This is a genomic window from Pectobacterium sp. CHL-2024, from assembly GCF_044751765.1.
GTDB lineage: Bacteria > Pseudomonadota > Gammaproteobacteria > Enterobacterales > Enterobacteriaceae > Pectobacterium > Pectobacterium brasiliense.
Map to the genome: position 1 here is coordinate 47,278 of NZ_JBIXKO010000005.1, position 18,797 is coordinate 66,074.

Here is an 18,797-nt window from a genome sequence, read left to right on the forward strand (position 1 = left end):
CCACCCGCCAGTCTGTTTTAATGGCTCGGCCATCCCAGTGCGGAACGCCGCTGTTTTTCCAGCGTCTGCTTGCGCAACTCATCCGCTGTCACTAATCGCAGCGCCGATGTCGGACACACGCTGACGCAGGAAGGGCTCTGGGCGACATCCACGCATAAATCACATTTGTGAACCTCGCTTTGCGTGAGGTGCGCTTCCTCTTCGTCATTCGACGCTTTTGTCACCACATTGATGGCCCCGAAAGGACAGGCGACGACGCAGCTTTTGCAGCCGATGCAGCGGGACTGAATAACCTGAATGCTATCCCGATCGCGCACCAGCGCGTCATTCGGGCATACGCTGGCACAGGGGGCGTTCTCACACTGACGGCAAAGAACGGGAACGCTGACGCTGGCGCTTTTAACGACCTTCAGGCGGGGAAAGAAGTGAGAAGGCCGCAGCTGTGCACTTTGACCCCCGCTATGGGCTACCGCGCAGGCGATCTCACAGGTCCGGCAGCCGATACATTTTTCTGCTTCGGCGATAACAAATTGATTCATGAGCGGATCTCCTCGCGGGTTGCGTTCATTTCAGGGCGCTGCGGGTGTGCGGGAATGGCTCCCGTGATGGCGGTCAGCCCCATTGTCGCAATCATGCCCAATGCGGCTTTGCGCCCGTCGGCAATCGCGGTAACGACCAGATCGGCACCGCGTACGGCATCACCCCCGGCAAAAATACGCGGGTGGTTGGTCTGGCAAGGTATCTGACTATCAAGCGGGGCGGTGATGTATCCCCAGTTATCCAGACCGATGTCGGCGTCTTCCAGCCACGGCATGCTGTGTGACTGAAAGCCAAATGCCGTTATCACGGCTTCCGCGGGCTGCACGAATTCTGAACCGGGAATCGGGCGCGGGCGACGACGGCCGCTGGCGTCAGGTTCGCCCAGTTCGGTGCGAATCAGACTAATGCCGCACACTTCGCCCTGTTCATTGAGGCAGATTTTTTGCGGCTGGACGTTAAACAGGAACTCAACGCCTTCTTCGCGGGAGTTTTTCACCTCTTTTTTCGAGCCGGGCATGTTGGCTTCATCACGGCGATACGCGCAGGTTACTGATACCGCGCCTTGCCGAACGGATGTACGCAGGCAGTCCATCGCGGTATCGCCACCGCCGAGCACCACGACGCGTTTGCCTGCCATCGAGATATAAGGCTCATCCTCTAATTCCGGTAGCCCCATGACGTGTTTGGTATTTGCGATCAGAAACGGTAGCGCATCGAAGACGCCGGGAGCCTCTTCATTGTCAATATTGGCCTTCATGGAGCGGTAGGTGCCTACACCGAGGAACACGGTGTCATAGTCGTCCAGCAGCTGAGCCAGAGAAATATCTTTCCCCACTTCGGTATTCAGCCGGAATTCGATTCCCATAGCGCTGAACACTTCACGACGATGGATCAGGACGTCTTTATCCAGCTTGAATGACGGAATCCCGAACGTGAGCAGCCCACCAATTTCCGGGTGACGATCGAACACCACGGCCTGCACACCATTGCGGGCTAGCACATCGGCACAGGCTAGCCCTGCTGGGCCAGCACCGACGATCGCCGCACGTTTGCCGCTGGGAACAACATGCGTCATATCGGGCGACCAGCCCATTTCTATTGCAGTGTCGGTAATGTAGCGTTCAACGTTACCGATGGTAATCGCCCCGTACTCCTTGCCCAGCGTACAGGCTCCTTCGCATAGCCGATCCTGCGGGCACACTCGGCCACAGATTTCCGGCAGGCTGCTGGTTTGGTGCGACAGCTCTACTGCTTCAAGAATGCGCCCCTGTTTGGCCAGACTCAGCAGTTCGGGAATATTGTTATGCAGTGGGCAGGTCCACTCGCAGATTGCGCGTTTGCCGCAAGAAAGGCAGCGATCGGCCTGATCTTCTGTCTGCTGCATGGAGAAGCCATGATAGATTTCATCAAACGTGGAGGTTCTCTGGGTCAGCGGCTTTTTCTCGGCATCCCGGCGCGGCCAGTTTTTTCTTTTGCTGAGCGGATGGGTTGTCAGCGTTTTCAGCACGGGCGTTTCACGCTGCCAGTGAGCGGAGGAACGCAGCGCCATTGCCTGCTGTTTCTCCTGACGGCGAGCTGCTAACGTTTGCTCGCTGACGAGTTGTAAGGCCTGAGTTGGACAGGCTTCTACGCACGCTTGCCCTTCTGGACGATCGGCGCAGAGATCGCATTTGTGGGCGATGGCGCTGTTGTCTACAGGGCTTGTCACCATGGACATCGCACCGAACGGGCACGCCAGCACACAGCTTTTACAGCCAATGCACTTTTCCTGAACGAGCTGAATGCTATTGTCTTTTCTGATCAAGGCCTGCGTTGGACACACGCTGGCGCAGGGGGCATCTTCACAATGACGGCAGGTCACGGCAGCCCGCAGCGTTGGCGTATTGAATGCTTTTATTCTGGGCTGAAACACCGCTGCACTATCTGGATAGCGCTCGTCATTGTGTGAAATGACACAGGCGATTTCGCATGCATGGCACCCCATACAGTCTTGAGTACTGGCAATAACAAATCGGTTCATTACCTTTTCCCACTCTGGATCCCTCGATCGTGGCCTTTATCCTAATAGTTGGATAACCCCCTGACTTTGATATAGAGCAGGTAAAAAGTCGGTTAATGTTAAATCTCACACGTGTTACTAATAAAATTATTGAATCGTTTCAGTAGGTTGTAATGTTATGCGAAAGTAATGGTCTGGTTGCATATAACCTTGCTTTTTGTCTGGTTTACAGTGGTTTATCTCGGGTAAAAATTCTGGTTTTCATTATTTTTGTTAATTTCCTCATGAAATAACTCGTTACTTTTCCTTACGCCCCTCATAATGTTGGTCGCTATTTGCATGCATCAAAACAATGTTGCAGCTAAATAACGCGTTTACGGCATTTTCATTATGAATCAATAACAGAGCGTTGCTCAGGTTAATGGATTGTCACTAAGGGATAGTGTTATGAATAAAAAAGTCGTTCTTTGTTCTGTATTCATGTCAGCTGCGCTATTGAGCGGATGTGCCACAGAGTCTTCCCGTACCGTAGAAGCACAAAAAGTGACTTCTTACAGTACGCCTTATCAGGGCGTTCGCAGCCCGATTTCTGTCGGAAAATTTGAAAACCGCTCTAACTACATGAACGGTATTTTTTCTGATGGTGTTGACCGCTTAGGTAATCAATCCAAGACCATTCTTGTTAGCCATCTTCAGCAGAGTGGCCGCTTTAACGTGTTGGATCGCACCAATATGGAAGAGCTGAAAGCAGAAGCGGGTATTAAAGGGCAAACTCAGACGCTGAAAGGCGCTACCTATGTTGTTACCGGCGATGTGACCGAGTTTGGTCGCAAAGAAGTGGGTGACCACCAGCTGTGGGGCATCCTGGGCCGCGGTAAAACACAGGTTGCTTACGCAAAAACCACGTTGAACATCGTGAACGTGCAAACGTCTGAAGTGGTGTATTCCGTACAGGGTGCGGGTGAGTACACCTTGTCCAACCGTGAAATTATCGGTTTTGGCGGCACGGCCAGCTATGACTCGACGCTGAACGGCAAAGTGCTGGATTTGGCGATTCGTGAAGCCGTCAATAATCTGGTTGCAGGAATTGAAAGCGGTGCCTGGCGCCCAGCGAACTAATGGAATAGGAATATAACCATGTTATCTCATAAGAAAATTGTCCTGCTACTGGCAGCGACAGTATTAGCAGGCTGTGCGTCCCAGCCAAAAACGATTTACAGCTGGGATAAATACCAGCCGGCTCTTTATGATTATTATCAACAGGATAAAGTCGGTCCAGAGCAGCAGATTCTTGCTTTGAATGAATCTATCGAAAAAGCGAAAGCCGCCAATAAACCTGTCCCGCCGGGACTCTATGCTCAACTTGGGTTGCTGTACGCCAACACTGGCCGTGATAGCGAAGCTCGCCAACAGTTTGAAACTGAAAAAGCGAAATTCCCTGAATCAGCACCTTTTATGGACTTCCTGTTGAGTAAAAATAAAGGGAGCATTAAATGAATCGTTTCTTAGGATTATGTGGTCTGGTTTTTGCGCTGGTGCTGACCGGCTGTGCTAAACCCGTGCCTTATGACTACACGGCATTTAAGCAGAGCAAGCCTAAGTCCATTCTGGTATTGCCGCCGGTTAACCATTCCCCGGATGTGAAAGCGAGCTATAGCCTGCTTTCTCAGGTCACGTATCCGCTGGCGGAGTCGGGTTATTACGTCTTGCCTGTCGCTGTAGTGGACGAAACGTTCAAACAGAATGGTCTGTCGACCGCGGCGGATATTCATGCGCTGAGTACGGCGAAGCTGCATCAAATCTTTGGTGCTGATGCTGCGCTGTATTTGGACGTAAAAGAGTACGGCACGTCATACATCGTGATTAATAGCGAAACCCGCGTTTCTGCGGATGCGCGTCTGGTGGATCTGCGTACCGGAAAACTGTTGTGGAGCGGAAGCGCAACGGCGTCCAGCAACGAACAGCAGTCAAATTCTAACGGCGGCATCATCGGTATTCTGGTGCAGGCTGCGGTGAATCAAATTGCGGACACGATCTCCGACAAAGGCCACGATGTTGCTGGCGTGACCAGCACGCGCCTGCTGGCAGCGGGCCATTCACGCGGTATGCTGTACGGGCCTCGTTCACTGCAATACGGTAAAGAAACCTACTAAGTTTCTTGGTAGTACATCGTTACCTTGCAGTACGTCGTTATAGTGTAAGACGTCGCTACATCATCAACGCCGTTCGTGATTGAACGGCGTTTTTTATTGTCTGAACCGATGAGTCGGTGGTGCTATACATCAGCGGCCTGATGACGATGCTGTTTATTATGGCGTGTTGTCCAGACGAAGGCCGCGGTCAGCAGCAGGATCAGCGTGGCTGCGGCCAGCACAATGGAAAAACCTGAATCAAAGGCAGAATGAGCCTGTGTGGTAAGCATCTGCCGCATATTTTCCGGTAAGGATTCGGCAAAAATTAACGCTTCGTCCAGACTGTCATACGCGGTGTCCGGTGCAGCAAACCCAGCGGGCAGCATAAACGTTGCGGAATAAGCGAAAGACAGCAAGCTGCCCATCAGCGTCACGCCCGTAGCGCCCCCTAATTCATACGACACCTCTTCGATTGACGCCGCCATACCTGCTTTTGACGCTGGTGCAACCTGCATAATGGTGCTCGATGCGGCCGTCATGGTGGAGCCCACGCCTGCGCCAATAACGGTTAGGCTGATGATTTGTATAATGGTAGGCGCATTGTGCAGCAGCAGGTAGCTTCCCATTCCCAGCCCCGAAATCAACAGGCCAGCGGCTAGCATTGTCCCGCTATTCACGCGCGGCAGTATCTTTCCGGTTAACGGGCCAGAGATAAAAGACGCCAGCGACAGAGGCAAAATAAACAGCCCTGCCTGTAGCGGAGACAGCCCGACGACGAGCTGCAAGCGCTGGGTGAAAGCCAGCTCCATGCCGATCAAGGCGGCTGCGGCTACGATAGCGGCGGCCACGGCCGCGCTGAAAGGCGGCAGGCGGAAGAGAGAAAAATCGACCAGAGGATGCTTGCTGTTACGCTGACGCCGAACGAACAGAGTAATGAAAGCTACGCCGATGAGCAGAGCGATTAGCGCATCCTCATAAGATGGAACCCGCTTGCCCAGCTCTTTTATGGCATAGGTTACACCAATTAAACCCACCATAATTAATAGGGAACCGATGAAATCCCAGCGGTGGGAGGCGTTGCCCGGACGGTGTGGAATCACGGTGATTCCCATGATGAGCGCAAGCAAAACGACCGGTACGTTAATGAGGAAAACCGATCCCCACCAGAAATACTCAAGCAGTATCCCGCCCATCACGGGGCCAAACGCCGCGCCACCGGATGCCACCGCAGCCCAGATACCGATCGCCAGTGCGCGTTCCCGTTCATCAGTAAATGTCAGACGAATAATCGACAGTGTGGCGGGCATCATCATTGCGGCACCGACCGCGAGCAGCGCACGAGCAGCGATAAGCATACTGGGTGTGGGCGAATAAGCGGCAAACAGTGACGCCGCACCAAAGACCACCAGCCCGGAAATAAATAGAGGTTTATGGCCCAGCTTATCGCCCAACGTGCCCATCCCCAGCAGTAAACCGGAGGCCACCAGCGCATAGATATTAACGATCCATAGCTTTTCTGATGCTGTCGCGTGCAGGTCGTGAGTCAGTGTCGGGAGTGCGGTGTACAGCACCGTCATGTCGATAACAATCAGGAACAGTGCGCTGGAAACAATGGCCAGGATCAGCCACTTCTTTGGTGATTGCATAGCAGGATCTCTACCTTGAACTTCTATTTTTCGTCTGTTGGATAGCGTTCTGATGATATAGAATTGCTTTTTAAATACAAACGTATTTTAAATCGAGGAAGACATGGGGCGTCATAAGAGCATTAATCGTGCGTGCGTGTTGGATGCGGCGGAGCAGATTGTCCGCACGCAGGGAACGGCTGCACTGACTATCGATGCGGTCGCTAAAGCTGCGGGCGTGACAAAAGGCGGTATTCAGTCGAGTTTCGGGACGAAAGGCGAGCTGATTCACGCGATGTATCAGCGCTGGGAAGATGAGTTTGATGAGATGGCCGCCGTGTGCATCGGTACGGATGATAGTCGGGAAGCCAGAGTGCGTGCACACGTTGATATTACTTATCGGACGGATGCCGCAGAAGGAGATCGAGCGGCGGGCATGATGGCCTCGTTGTTGAATACGCCTGAGCACCTTGCTAGATCGCAGGCGTGGTACGACAGCCAGTTGGCTGGGCTTGACCTGAATTCGCAGGAAGGGCGAGATGCCCGGCTGGCGTTTCTGGCATCCGAAGGGGCATTCCTGCTGCGCTATTTTGGCTTTATGGCGGTCGATGACGAGACCTGGAAAGCCATTTTCTCTGATATTTCCCGCCTTCTACCCGATCGCACTGCTTCCTGAGTCAGAATCTCTTTTCAGAAGGTGCATTGATTATGGTTCGATGGATGATTGTTCGTCTGACTGTTGCGTCGCCATAATCTTGTCCAGATTCCCTTCGACCCATATCGCCAGCTCTTTTACCCGCACACCTACCTCTTTGCCTAATGGGGTGAGGCTATACTCAACGTGTGGCGGGACAACCGGATAGGCCGTTCGCAGGACAAAACCATCACTTTCCAACCATTGCAGGGTCTGCGCCAGCATGCGCTCGCTCACGCCGCCAATCCGTCGACGCAGTTGACTGAAGCGATGCGTATCATCAAGTAATGCGATCAGAATCAGTACGCCCCAGCGGCTGGTGACGTGGTTAAGTATCTGGCGAGAAGGACATTTTTCCGCGAAGACATTGCCAGTTGGCAGAATGGGCGGCAATAAATCGATGGGTGTTTTGGGTTGACTCACTATACTTACCTTTATGTATGTACTTACTTAAAGTTAGCTTTGCCGATATTATGCCAGCCACTACCCGTTAATAAAAGACGGTTAATAAAAGACAGTTAATAAAGACAGTCAATAAAAGGAGCTCAAGATGATTGCTATTACTGGTGCATCCGGCCAACTGGGCCGTTTGGTTATCGCACAACTGTTAGAGAAGGTTCCGGCGAGCGACATCGTGGCGCTGGTGCGTGATGTCAATAAAGTTGCCGATCTGTCTGCAAAAGGCGTGCAGGTGAAAGCCGCGGATTACAATCAGCCAGAAGCGCTGGCTTCCGCGCTTCAAGGCGTGGATAAGGTGCTGCTGATCTCTTCAAGCGAAGTGGGTCAGCGTGCGGTACAACACCGCAATGTCATCGATGCGGCGGTGAAAGCCGGTGTGAAGCTAGTGGCGTACACCAGCCTGCTGCACGCGGATAAGTCCCCTCTGGCACTGGCGGAAGAACACCGTCAAACGGAGACGTTGCTGAAGGATTCTGGTTTACCGCACGTCCTGCTGCGCAACGGCTGGTATACCGAAAACTACGCGGCCAGCATCCCTGCGGCGCTGGAACACGGTGTGTTTATCGGTAGCGCGGGCGAAGGCAAAATTACGTCTGCAACCCGTGAAGACTTCGCTGCCGCTGCGGTCGCGGTGCTGACGCAGGAAGGGCAGGCTGGTAAGGTTTACGAACTGGCTGGTGATGAGCCTTACACGCTGGCAGAGCTGGCGGCTGAAGTCAGTAAACAGTCTGGCAAAAATATCGGTTATCAAAATCTGTCCGAAGCGGAGTTTGCCGCTGCACTGGTTTCCGCTGGGCTGCCCGATGTTTTCGCGCAGATTATTGCGGATTCGGACACTGGTGCATCCAAAGGTGGTCTGTTTGATGGCGGTAAGCAACTGAGCCGCCTGATCGGTCGCCCAACCACGCCGCTGTCAGCCGTCGTGAAAGCGACGTTGAAATAACACTTAAAAAGTAACGCTTAAAAATCGGCTCAGAGATCATTCTGGGCCGCCATCGCTGTGAGTGGGCCTTTTGGTGCAGTGAAAGAGCAATCAAGCGGTTTATATGCGCAAACGCTTTTATCACGCTGGCGTACTTGCAATACCTCAGCGAACAGCGTTGAAAAGATGCGAAAAGTGGTACCTATGCGAGCGAAATTACTATCCCGACATTGGTCGTCACTGGTGAACAAGCTCATTCGCGCTATTTTGCTGAAGATGCCTACAAATTAGTCGGCAGCAAGCGTAAAGAACTGGTAGTGATACCGGGTTCCAATCACGTGGACCTGTACGACAATCAGGCAGGAAAAATACCGTTTGATAAGTTTGAGCAATTTTTCAAAACAAGCCTGCGGTAAATACCATCGAGGGTGAGAAAGCGTTAGCGCCAATAATCTCACCCCGCTATACACCGTGTTTCCCTACGGTTCTGTTTGCTGCTTACACGCTTTAGCAGGTAAATACACAATTAACGGCTGTAGCGTGTAATTATTGTTTTACCGGCTAAAGCGTGTAATATTTATTCTACCGCCTATAACCGGTAGGATAAGATGATGAAGATCACCAACAGCAAGCAGCTTAGCAGCTATCTGAAAGATGTTCGTATCACGCAGAAGCTTTCACAAGGGAAAGTGGCCAGTAAAGTGGGTATTCGCCAGGATACGGTATCCAGTTTCGAGCAACATCCTGATTCCACTAAGCTGGAAACCTTCTTTAAAATCCTGTCGGCATTGAATTTAGAACTTACCGTTACGCCCAGGAATGTGGACACCACCAATAACGAAGCCTCTGTTGCATCATCCTGGAAGGAAGAATGGTAATGGCTGCGCTCGATGTTTACATGAACGGCTATCGGGTGGGGATTCTGACCAAAACGGGCAGTGGGGCACATCATTTTTCCTATGATGCGAACTGGCTCGGATTGCCGGGGAGTCGCCCCATTTCGCTTTCTATGCCGCTACGTCATCAGCCCTATCAGGGCGATGAAGTTTATAACTTTTTCGACAATCTGTTGCCGGATAACCCGGATATCAGAAGACGAATTGTCGCCAGGCATCATACGGATTCCACCCAACCGTTTGATCTGCTGGCTAAAGTGGGGCAAGACAGTGTCGGTGCGTTGCAATTAGTGCCGCAGGGTACACCTGTGCACGATATAAAAAAGATCGAATATAAAACCTTATCCGAGCAGCAGCTTGAAAACATACTGACTGGATATCTGTCCGATGCCCCGCTGGGTATGATTGATACTGAAGACGATTTTCGTATCTCTATCGCAGGTGCACAGGAAAAGACGGCGTTGCTGTATCTGGATGATCGCTGGTGCCTACCTCTCAATGCCACACCAACTACCCACATCATCAAGCTACCGATTGGTAAAATCGAGAGTCACTCTTACTCAATTGATATGTCTGACAGCGTTGAAAATGAGTATCTGTGTTTGCTCATTGCCAAGGCATTTGGGCTGCCAGTGCCGCACTGTTTTATGATCAACGCTGGCAATATAAAGGCGTTAGTGGTGGAGCGTTTTGATCGTAAATACGCCTCGGATGTCAGTTGGATTATGCGGCTACCACAAGAGGATTTTTGTCAGGTATTAAACGTTCCTTCCGCACTGAAATATGAAAATCATGGTGGACCGGGTATTTCCGCCATTATGTCGTTTCTATTGGGTTCGGTTTATCCAGAAAGGGATCGTTATCGCTTTATGCAGGCTCAGGTACTGTTTTGGCTATTGGCTGCAACAGATGGTCATGCGAAAAATTTTTCCCTGTTTATTGAATCTGAGGGACGATATCGACTCACGCCTTTCTATGACATTCTCTCTATGTATCCGGCGATGGGCGGACGGGGAATTGACCGCAGAGAGGCCAAAATGGCGATGGGATTAACTGGCTCAAGAGGCAAGAAATATGCGATTGAGCAGATCTTTCCCCGACATTTTTTCCAGACGGCGAAGGTCGTTGGGTTTGCCAGAGAATCGATGGAAAACATTCTGGCGGAGTTTGCCCAGACCGTTGATACCGTCATGACGACTGTTGGAAGTCAACTGCCTGTGGATTTTCCTACTCATATCAGTGAGGCAATTCTGGCCGGATTGCAGGCCAGATCGAGACGGCTCATGAGCGGATGGGCATAATTTCCCCGATGAGTAATATCGGGGAGAGCGAATCACTTCCCAATACAAAAACTCGAGAAAATACGGCCTAGCAGGTCGTCAGAGGTGAACTCGCCAGTGATTTCACTCAGGGACTGCTGCGCCAGCCGCAGTTCTTCTGCCAGCAATTCGCCCGCGTAGGCGCTCACCAGCTGTTCTTTCCCTTGAATCAGATGCTGTGCCGCCATTTCGAGTGCTTGCAGATGGCGACGTCGGGCCAGAAAACCGCCTTCCGTGTTGCTGGTGAATCCCATGCTTTGCTTGAGGTGGTCGCGCAGCGTATCGATGCCTTCACCTGTACGGGCGGACAGTCGGATAAGTGAGTGAGTATTCACCTCTTCGATGCCGAGCATTTCACCAGTCACGTCGGCTTTGTTGCGTACCACGGTAATCGGCAGCGTTTTTGGCAGGCGCGCCATAAATTCTGGCCAGATTTGCTCAGGCTCAGTCGCCTGCGTGGTGGTGCCGTCTACCATGAACAGCACGCGATCGGCCTGTTCGATTTCCTGCCAGGCGCGCTCAATACCAATGCGTTCGACTTCATCGCTGGCATCGCGCAACCCAGCGGTGTCGATGATATGCAGCGGCATGCCGTCGATATGGATGTGTTCACGTAGTACGTCGCGTGTCGTTCCCGCGATATCCGTCACAATGGCGGCTTCACGACCGGCTAACGCATTGAGTAAGCTGGATTTACCGGCATTAGGTCGACCCGCAATCACGACCTTCATCCCTTCACGTAGCAGGCTACCCTGATGCGCTTCAGCTCGGACGGCATCCAGATCGGCCATCACGCCATTGAGCTGTGCTTCAATTTTGCCATCGGAGAGGAAATCGATCTCTTCATCCGGGAAGTCGATGGCAGCTTCGACGTAGATTCGCAGGTGAGTGAGTGCTTCCACTAACTGATTTATACGGGTGGAAAATACGCCTTGCAGAGAGTTCAGCGCTGAGCGGGCGGCCTGTTCTGAACTGGCGTCAATCAGATCGGCGATGGCTTCCGCCTGCGCGAGATCGAGTTTATCGTTCAGGAAGGCGCGTTCAGAGAATTCGCCAGGACGCGCAATGCGCACGGTAGATAGCGTCAGAATACGTTGCAGGAGCAAATCAAGAATAACCGGACCGCCGTGACCCTGAAGCTCCAGCACATCTTCACCAGTAAAGGAGTTCGGGCCGGGAAACCAGAGTGCGATACCCTGATCGAGCGTGGTGCCGTTGGCATCACGGAACGGCAGATAATCGGCGTGGCGCGGCTTGGGAAGTTTACCCAGAACGGCATGCGCCACGTCTGCGGCCGCCTGTCCTGAAATGCGTAAAATACCCACGCCTCCGCGTCCCGGTGGCGTGGCTTGGGCGACGATGGTGTCGGTATTACTCATGATGTTCTCTCTGCATTGATGCCTGTCTGGCAGGCTATTTTACGTATCGTTGGCTGATAAAACAGCCATTAAAAAAATAAGGCGGTCAATGACCGCCTTACGCTTTCTATCGGTTAGCCATCAACCGGATTATTTTTTCTCGCGGCTATGCAAGCCACGTTTTTCCAGACCGCGGTAGATCAACTGCTGCTGGAGAATGGTAACCAGGTTGCTGACGATGTAGTACATAACCAGACCTGACGGGAACCACAGGAAGAAGACCGTAAAGATGACCGGCATGTAGGTCATGATCTTCTGCTGCATTGGGTCGGTCACGGTGGTTGGCGACATCTTCTGGATGAAGAACATCGTCACGCCCATCAGGATCGGCAGAATGTAGTACGGGTCTTGTGCAGACAGGTCATGAATCCACAGCGCGAACGGCGCGTGACGCAGTTCAACGGAGCCCATCAGCATGTAATACAGTGCCAGGAAGATTGGCATCTGAATCAGCAGCGGGAAGCAGCCGCCCAGCGGGTTCACTTTCTCTGACTTGTACAGCGCCATCATTTCCTGACTCATGCGCTGTTTGTCATCACCAATACGTTCACGCATCGCTTGCAGTTTAGGCTGCAGCAAACGCATTTTCGCCATAGAGGTGTATTGCGCTTTCGTCAGCGGGTACATGATACCGCGCACGATAAAGGTAATGGCAATGATGGAGAAGCCCCAGTTGCCGATAAAGCTGTGCAGGAATTTCAGCAGCTTAAACAGCGGCTGAGAAATAAACCACAGCCAGCCGTAATCGACAGTCAGATCCAGATGCGGTGCGACAGCAGCCATCTTGTCCTGAATTTCCGGGCCGACCCACAGCGTGGTTTTCAGATCCTGTTGGCTACCTGCAGCAACCACAACCGGAGCGGATTTGAAGCCAATAGCGGCCTGACCGTTCCCCAGCTTACTGGTATAGAAGGTGTTAGCGCCTGCCGTCGTTGGGATCCATGCGGTTGCGAAGTACTGTTGCAGCATCGCTACCCAGCCACCGTTGGTGGTGATGTTCAGGTTTTCGTCCATGTCGCTGAAGCTGTACTTTTTGTACTTGTCTTCACTGGAAGAGAACGCCGCGCCACGATAAGTGTGCAGTGCAAAGTTGCTGCTGCCGGTATCGCGGTGCTTAGGTAATTCGATAGATTGCTTTAACTGACCGAACAACGTGAGTTCCAGAGGCTGAGCGCTGGTGTTGTTGACGCTATAGTCAACGTTCAGTGCATAGTCGCCACGTTTCAGAACAAACGTTTTGGTGTAGGTTACGCCGTCAGCCGCAGTGTATGTCATCGGGATGCGCAGTTCGTTCTGACCATCCGCCAGCTCGAAGCTGTCTTGCGTGGTGGTAAACAGCGGACGCGGGCCGTTAGCCGGGTTGTCCGGGCCGTTTTTGCCAGTCAAACCGCTCTGAGCCTGATAGACAAACTCGGATGTGGTTTCCAGCAGGTGGAAAGGTTTATCTGAACCCAATGTGTCCGGGTAAGCCAGCAGATGCGCTTGCTCGATGTCACCGCCACGCGTGTTGATTGTCAGCGACAGCACATCGGTTTTCACCGTGATCAGTTTGCCTTGACCGCTGGCGGGTACGCCCTGGTTGGTAGCATCACCGGTCACTGCGTTCGTCGCCTGCTGTATGGCCTGCGTGGTCGCTGGCGGATTTTTATCCGTCTCCCAAGCCTGCCAAAGCATAAAGGTTACGAATAGCAGAGCGATGAGAAGAAGATTGCGTTGCGAATCCATCGTTAATGTTCTCTGTTATTGTCGGTTTTTGGCGGTACGGGATCATCACCACCAGGGTTCAAAGGATGGCATTTTAATACGCGTTTAAGCGTCAACCAACAGCCTTTTATCATGCCGAACCTGCGTATTGCTTCAATACCGTATTGCGAGCACGTTGGCCGGAACCGACAATGCGGTCCGAGCAACGGGCTGATAACGAGTTGATAACCGCGTATCAACCCGATCAGGAGTCGGGAGCCAAACGACAATGCCGACGCCATAGTTTTTCCAATGCTTCCGTCAGGGTACGGTTATCCAGTTCAGACACCCCTTTTTTCACAAGCACCACAAAGTCCATTGAAGGCAATGAATGTTGGTGCAGGCGAAAGCTTTCGCGCGTCAGGCGTTTAATCCGATTGCGTTCATGAGCACGTTTTACATGCTTTTTGGCGACGGTAAGACCGATGCGGGGATGCCCCAGCGAGTTCAGGCGGCCGAGAATGGTGATGTGCGGCGTGCCAGCCCGTTGCGGTTGCTGGAAGACGAAAGTGAAATGACTGGGAGTTAACAAACGTAACTCCCTGGGAAATGCTAGCTTAACCACTCGGTGGGTTAGCTTTTATTACTTAGAAACAGACAGACGAGTACGGCCTTTCGCACGACGGCGGGCCAGAACTTGACGACCATTTTTGGTGGCCATACGAGCACGGAAACCATGGCTACGGTTACGCTTCAATACGGACGGTTGGAAAGTGCGTTTCATGGCGATTTCTACCTAAACTTGGAAAATTATAACTTCACAGTAAACGCGTTTGGCTGTTCGGCGTGAAAAAATGACCGACGCCTCAATCGCATATCACAGCTATATAACGGAAAGAGGCAGGATTGTAATAATTGTACAGTCCTGAGTCAATTAACATCACACTTAACACGCCAGCCATTCCGATTATTTTTGGAATTTCTGCCTGCCAGAGCACAGAAAAGGCGTAGACGCGCGGGCAGGGAATTATACGGACTCTGCTGTAAAGCGCAAGGATCCTCCAACGATCTGTCCGACAAGATCATGATCGATGTCACCGTAACGATCGTGCCTCCGAGGGTATGCTTGGGTGCGCTTCATCGCAGGCGGATAAAATGTGTGCTAGCCGTCCCTCTGCCGTGTCGCGGGGTGTTGCGATAAGAATAGCCTGTGGATAAAAAGGATCGAAACTGTGCAGAAGGGGAAGATCTCTTCGGAAGATTAGGTTATGATCCGCGGTTCCGTTAGCGATCCTTTTGACGGGATCGTCGGAGTAAACCGCCGCGCTACGTGGTGTGTCTGCTGTCTGTATTGTGAATGAAACAATCGTGGATGACGCAGGCGCCAAAAAATCATGAGTCACATAAATAACGTCTTATTCTTTTCTTTTTGATCGTTCTTGTTCGAGTGGAGTCCGCCGTGTCACTTTCGCTTTGGCAGCAGTGTCTTGCCCGTTTGCAGGATGAGTTACCTGCCACAGAATTCAGTATGTGGATACGCCCGTTGCAGGCGGAGCTGAGTGATAACACTCTGGCGCTCTACGCCCCCAATCGCTTTGTGCTGGATTGGGTTCGTGATAAATACTTAAATAATATCAATGTCCTGCTGAATGATTTCTGCGGGATGGATGCCCCTTTACTGCGTTTCGAGGTGGGGAGCAAACCGTTGGTTCAGGCAGTAAGCCAGCCGGCGCAGTCGCACCACAATCCTGTCAGCGTTGCGCGGCAACAGCCGGTGCGTTCGGCTCCAGTACGACCAAGTTGGGATAACTCGCCTGTACAGGCAGAGCATACCTACCGTTCGAATGTGAACCCCAAGCATACGTTTGATAACTTCGTTGAGGGTAAATCGAACCAGCTAGCCCGCGCAGCGGCACGTCAGGTGGCTGATAACCCCGGCGGCGCGTATAACCCGCTGTTTCTGTATGGCGGCACTGGCTTAGGTAAAACGCACTTATTGCACGCGGTGGGGAATGGCATCATTGCCCGCAAACCCAATGCGAAAGTGGTTTACATGCACTCCGAGCGTTTCGTGCAGGATATGGTGAAAGCGTTGCAGAATAATGCGATTGAAGAATTCAAACGCTACTACCGTTCTGTTGATGCGTTGCTTATCGATGATATTCAATTCTTTGCTAATAAAGAGCGCTCGCAGGAAGAGTTCTTTCATACCTTTAATGCGTTGCTGGAAGGCAACCAGCAAATCATCCTGACGTCTGACCGCTACCCGAAAGAGATTAACGGCGTGGAAGATCGCCTGAAATCCCGCTTTGGTTGGGGGTTAACGGTCGCGATTGAACCGCCAGAGCTGGAAACCCGCGTGGCGATTCTGATGAAGAAAGCGGATGAAAACGACATCCGTCTGCCTGGTGAAGTGGCGTTCTTTATTGCCAAACGCCTGCGTTCTAACGTGCGTGAGCTGGAAGGGGCATTGAACCGTGTTATTGCAAATGCCAATTTTACCGGCCGCTCGATTACCATTGATTTTGTGCGTGAGGCGCTGCGCGATCTGCTGGCGTTGCAGGAAAAACTGGTTACTATCGACAATATTCAAAAGACCGTGGCGGAATACTATAAAATCAAGGTAGCCGACCTGTTGTCTAAACGTCGTTCCCGCTCGGTGGCGCGTCCGCGCCAGATGGCGATGGCGTTGGCGAAAGAACTGACGAATCACAGCCTGCCGGAAATCGGCGATGCCTTTGGCGGGCGTGACCATACGACGGTGTTGCATGCCTGCCGCAAGATTGAGCAGTTGCGTGAAGAAAGCCACGACATCAAAGAAGATTTTTCCAATTTAATCAGAACTCTATCGTCATAACACTATGAAATTTATTGTTGAACGCGAACGTCTGTTAAAGCCATTACAACAGGTCAGCAGCCCGCTGGGCGGCCGACCGACTTTACCGATTCTGGGCAACCTGCTGATTCAGGTGACGGAAGGCGCGCTGTCGCTGACCGGTACCGATCTGGAAATGGAAATGGTGGCGAAGGTTGCGCTGACGCAGCCGCATGAGCCGGGTGCCACGACCGTCCCTGCTCGCAAACTGTTTGATATTTGCCGGGGGTTGCCGGAAGGCGCGGAAATCACGATTATGCTGGATGGCGATCGTATGCTGGTGCGCTCTGGCCGCAGCCGTTTCTCGCTGTCCACACTGCCCGCCGCGGATTTCCCTAATCTGGACGACTGGCAGAGCGAGGTTGAATTCTCGCTGCCGCAGGCGACGATGAAGCGTTTGATCGAAGCGACGCAGTTTTCGATGGCGCATCAGGATGTCCGTTACTACCTCAACGGTATGCTGTTTGAAACCGAAGGCGAAGAGCTGCGCACGGTCGCGACCGATGGTCACCGTCTGGCGGTTTGCTCTATGCCAGTTGGGCAATCTTTGCCTTCACATTCGGTGATAGTGCCGCGTAAAGGCGTGATGGAGTTGGTGCGTCTGCTGGATGGCGGTGATACCCCGCTGCAACTGCAAATCGGCAGCAACAATATTCGCGCGCATGTCGGCGACTTCATTTTCACGTCAAAGCTGGTTGATGGTCGTTTCCCGGATTATCGCCGCGTATTGCCGAAGAACCCGGATAAAACGCTGGAAGCCAGCTGCGATCTGCTCAAGCAGGCCTTCTCCCGTGCGGCGATTCTATCGAATGAAAAATTCCGCGGTGTGCGTCTGCATCTGATTCAGAATCAGCTCAAAATTACTGCTAACAACCCGGAGCAGGAAGAAGCGGAAGAGATTCTGGATGTGCAGTACGACGGCACCGAGATGGAAATTGGCTTTAACGTGAGCTACGTGCTGGATGTGCTGAACGCGCTGAAGTGCGAAGGGGTGCGTTTACTGCTGACCGACTCCGTTTCCAGCGTGCAGATCGAAGATAGCGCCAGCCGGGCGGCGGCCTATGTCGTCATGCCAATGCGGTTGTAGAATTATCGGGCAAGTTTACTTGCCCTTTCATCATTAAGATAACTGCAACATGGCTCTTACTCGTCTTCTCATCAAAGATTTCCGTAACATCGAGGCGGCCGATCTGGCGCTGGTTCCCGGCTTTAATTTTTTAGTGGGTGCCAACGGCAGCGGTAAAACCAGCGTGCTGGAAGCGATTTATACGCTAGGGCACGGGCGGGCGTTTCGTAGCATTCAGGCAGGGCGCGTGATTCGTCACGATCAGCCAGAATTTGTACTGCATGGTCGTATTGATGGTACGGAAACGGAGCGATCCGTTGGGTTAAGCAAAAACCGTCAGGGCGACAGCAAGGTACGGATTGACGGCAGCGACGGCCATAAAGTCGCGGAACTGGCGCAACTGCTACCGATACAGCTGATTACCCCAGAAGGATTTACCCTGCTCAACGGCGGCCCGAAATTTCGTCGCGCCTTTCTCGACTGGGGCTGCTTCCATAATGAACCCGGCTTTTTTGCGGCCTGGAGCAACATGAAGCGTTTGTTGCGCCAGCGTAATGCGGCGCTGCGTCAGGTGAGTCACTATGGGCAGCTTAGAGCCTGGGATCAGGAACTGGTGCCGCTGGCGGAACGTATCAGCGAATGGCGTGCGCAATACGCTGAGGCGATTGCCAATGATATCGCCACGACCTGTACGCAATTTTTGCCTGAATTTTCTCTCAGTTTCTCTTTCCAGCGCGGCTGGGATAAAGAAAGTGAGTATGCCGAACTGCTGGAACGGCAGTTCGAACGCGACCGTATGTTAGGTTATACGGCGCTGGGGCCGCATAAAGCCGACTTCCGCATCCGCGCCAGCGGCGTGGCGGTTGAGGACATGCTGTCCCGTGGTCAGCTCAAGCTGCTGATGTGTGCGCTGAGGCTGGCTCAGGGTGAATTTCTCACCCGTCAGAACGGACTGCGCTGTCTGTATCTGATCGATGATTTTGCTTCCGAACTGGATAGTACCCGCCGCCGTTTGCTAGCCGAACGGTTAAAAGCCACCCATGCACAGGTTTTTGTTAGCGCCGTCAGCGCTGAACAGATAGAGGACATGGTTGGTGAAAAGGGCAAGATGTTCCGCGTAGAACAGGGTAAAATAACGGTTCAATCACAGGACTAAAATGAGCGAGAAA

At 52.5% G+C, this 18,797-nt stretch carries 19 protein-coding genes and 1 pseudogene; 11 read left to right on the forward strand and 9 right to left on the reverse strand.

Translation table 11 applies throughout. The features are described from left to right. Nucleotides 1-17: 17 nt before the first annotated feature. Nucleotides 18-539: a 4Fe-4S dicluster domain-containing protein gene (locus ACIPUG_RS10060; RefSeq protein WP_039281361.1), complete on the reverse strand. Its 522-nt coding sequence runs from the start codon at nt 537-539 to the stop codon at nt 18-20. Then, nucleotides 536-2,560 carry a formate-dependent uric acid utilization protein AegA gene (aegA, locus tag ACIPUG_RS10065; RefSeq protein ID WP_205534277.1) on the reverse strand — a complete coding sequence of 675 codons (2,025 nt, stop codon included), beginning with the start codon at nt 2,558-2,560 and terminating at the stop codon, nt 536-538. Before aegA ends, ACIPUG_RS10060 begins: the two co-directional genes overlap by 4 nt. Nucleotides 2,561-2,986: 426 nt before the next feature. On the opposite strand from aegA, the gene ACIPUG_RS10070 reads away from it, so the two are divergent. From ACIPUG_RS10070 to ACIPUG_RS10080, 3 genes are read left to right on the forward strand one after another with little or no spacing between them, the layout of a single operon-like run. After that, nucleotides 2,987-3,658: a CsgG/HfaB family protein gene (locus ACIPUG_RS10070; RefSeq protein ID WP_014917138.1), complete on the forward strand. Its 672-nt coding sequence runs from the start codon at nt 2,987-2,989 to the stop codon at nt 3,656-3,658. Nucleotides 3,659-3,676: 18 nt separating this feature from the next. Then, nucleotides 3,677-4,036: a DUF4810 domain-containing protein gene (locus ACIPUG_RS10075; protein WP_010281265.1), complete on the forward strand. Its 360-nt coding sequence runs from the start codon at nt 3,677-3,679 to the stop codon at nt 4,034-4,036. After that, entirely contained in the window at nt 4,033-4,692 is a 660-nt protein-coding gene (locus ACIPUG_RS10080; RefSeq protein WP_014917137.1) for a DUF799 domain-containing protein, read from the forward strand. The genes ACIPUG_RS10075 and ACIPUG_RS10080 overlap by 4 nt, the downstream gene beginning before the upstream one ends. A gap of 122 nt (nt 4,693-4,814) precedes the next feature. Here ACIPUG_RS10080 and ACIPUG_RS10085 read toward each other — a convergent pair whose 3' ends face one another. Beyond that, nucleotides 4,815-6,317 carry an MFS transporter gene (locus ACIPUG_RS10085; protein ID WP_104209571.1) on the reverse strand — a complete coding sequence of 501 codons (1,503 nt, stop codon included), beginning with the start codon at nt 6,315-6,317 and terminating at the stop codon, nt 4,815-4,817. Between the two features lie 103 nt (nt 6,318-6,420). Between ACIPUG_RS10085 and ACIPUG_RS10090 the strand changes: the two genes are divergently transcribed. Next, on the forward strand, nt 6,421-6,972 hold the full coding sequence (locus ACIPUG_RS10090; RefSeq protein ID WP_180789441.1) for a TetR/AcrR family transcriptional regulator: 552 nt from the start codon (nt 6,421-6,423) through the stop codon (nt 6,970-6,972). Between the two features lie 30 nt (nt 6,973-7,002). Here the strand turns inward: ACIPUG_RS10090 and ACIPUG_RS10095 are convergent, their stop codons facing one another. After that, entirely contained in the window at nt 7,003-7,413 is a 411-nt protein-coding gene (locus ACIPUG_RS10095) for a helix-turn-helix domain-containing protein (protein WP_164671217.1), read from the reverse strand. Nucleotides 7,414-7,540: 127 nt separating this feature from the next. Here ACIPUG_RS10095 and ACIPUG_RS10100 point away from each other — a divergent pair, with 127 nt between their 5' ends. The 4 genes and pseudogenes from ACIPUG_RS10100 to ACIPUG_RS10115 all read left to right on the forward strand — a co-directional run bounded on the left by ACIPUG_RS10100 (nt 7,541) and on the right by ACIPUG_RS10115 (nt 10,568). Beyond that, a complete protein-coding gene (locus ACIPUG_RS10100; protein WP_400338313.1) occupies nt 7,541-8,392 on the forward strand; it encodes an SDR family oxidoreductase in 852 nt (283 codons plus the stop codon). A 179-nt stretch (nt 8,393-8,571) separates the two neighbouring features. Beyond that, a pseudogene (locus ACIPUG_RS10105) lies at nt 8,572-8,787 on the forward strand (alpha/beta hydrolase); the annotation flags it as partial. A 195-nt stretch (nt 8,788-8,982) separates the two neighbouring features. Next, nucleotides 8,983-9,249, forward strand: coding sequence for a helix-turn-helix domain-containing protein (locus ACIPUG_RS10110; RefSeq protein WP_014917131.1), 267 nt, complete (start codon nt 8,983-8,985; stop codon nt 9,247-9,249). After that, nucleotides 9,249-10,568 carry a type II toxin-antitoxin system HipA family toxin gene (locus tag ACIPUG_RS10115; protein WP_400338314.1) on the forward strand — a complete coding sequence of 440 codons (1,320 nt, stop codon included), beginning with the start codon at nt 9,249-9,251 and terminating at the stop codon, nt 10,566-10,568. The genes ACIPUG_RS10110 and ACIPUG_RS10115 overlap by 1 nt, the downstream gene beginning before the upstream one ends. A gap of 32 nt (nt 10,569-10,600) precedes the next feature. Here the strand turns inward: ACIPUG_RS10115 and mnmE are convergent, their stop codons facing one another. From mnmE to rpmH, 5 genes are all read right to left on the reverse strand, one after another. Further along, on the reverse strand, nt 10,601-11,965 hold the full coding sequence (mnmE, locus tag ACIPUG_RS10120; protein WP_400338316.1) for a tRNA modification GTPase: 1,365 nt from the start codon (nt 11,963-11,965) through the stop codon (nt 10,601-10,603). A gap of 129 nt (nt 11,966-12,094) precedes the next feature. Continuing rightward, on the reverse strand, nt 12,095-13,729 hold the full coding sequence (yidC, locus tag ACIPUG_RS10125) for a membrane protein insertase YidC (RefSeq protein ID WP_039281389.1): 1,635 nt from the start codon (nt 13,727-13,729) through the stop codon (nt 12,095-12,097). A gap of 2 nt (nt 13,730-13,731) precedes the next feature. Beyond that, nucleotides 13,732-13,989, reverse strand: coding sequence for a membrane protein insertion efficiency factor YidD (gene yidD / locus ACIPUG_RS10130; protein ID WP_010281237.1), 258 nt, complete (start codon nt 13,987-13,989; stop codon nt 13,732-13,734). Then, the gene (rnpA, locus tag ACIPUG_RS10135; RefSeq protein ID WP_010281235.1) at nt 13,953-14,312 is read right to left on the reverse strand and encodes a ribonuclease P protein component; all 360 of its coding nucleotides are present in this window, start codon (nt 14,310-14,312) and stop codon (nt 13,953-13,955) included. The genes yidD and rnpA overlap by 37 nt, the downstream gene beginning before the upstream one ends. An 18-nt stretch (nt 14,313-14,330) precedes the next feature. Further along, the gene (gene rpmH, locus ACIPUG_RS10140; RefSeq protein ID WP_005976668.1) at nt 14,331-14,471 is read right to left on the reverse strand and encodes a 50S ribosomal protein L34; all 141 of its coding nucleotides are present in this window, start codon (nt 14,469-14,471) and stop codon (nt 14,331-14,333) included. 675 nt (nt 14,472-15,146) lie between these two features. Here rpmH and dnaA point away from each other — a divergent pair. Genes dnaA through recF form a run of 3 tightly spaced genes read left to right on the forward strand, consistent with a single transcriptional unit; the run spans nt 15,147 to nt 18,784 of the window. Further along, on the forward strand, nt 15,147-16,544 hold the full coding sequence (dnaA, locus tag ACIPUG_RS10145; protein WP_010281224.1) for a chromosomal replication initiator protein DnaA: 1,398 nt from the start codon (nt 15,147-15,149) through the stop codon (nt 16,542-16,544). 4 nt (nt 16,545-16,548) lie between these two features. Continuing rightward, a complete protein-coding gene (gene dnaN / locus ACIPUG_RS10150) occupies nt 16,549-17,649 on the forward strand; it encodes a DNA polymerase III subunit beta (protein ID WP_005976672.1) in 1,101 nt (366 codons plus the stop codon). Nucleotides 17,650-17,698: 49 nt separating this feature from the next. Continuing rightward, on the forward strand, nt 17,699-18,784 hold the full coding sequence (gene recF, locus ACIPUG_RS10155; protein WP_014917126.1) for a DNA replication/repair protein RecF: 1,086 nt from the start codon (nt 17,699-17,701) through the stop codon (nt 18,782-18,784). The last annotated feature ends 13 nt before the right edge of the window (nt 18,785-18,797 follow it).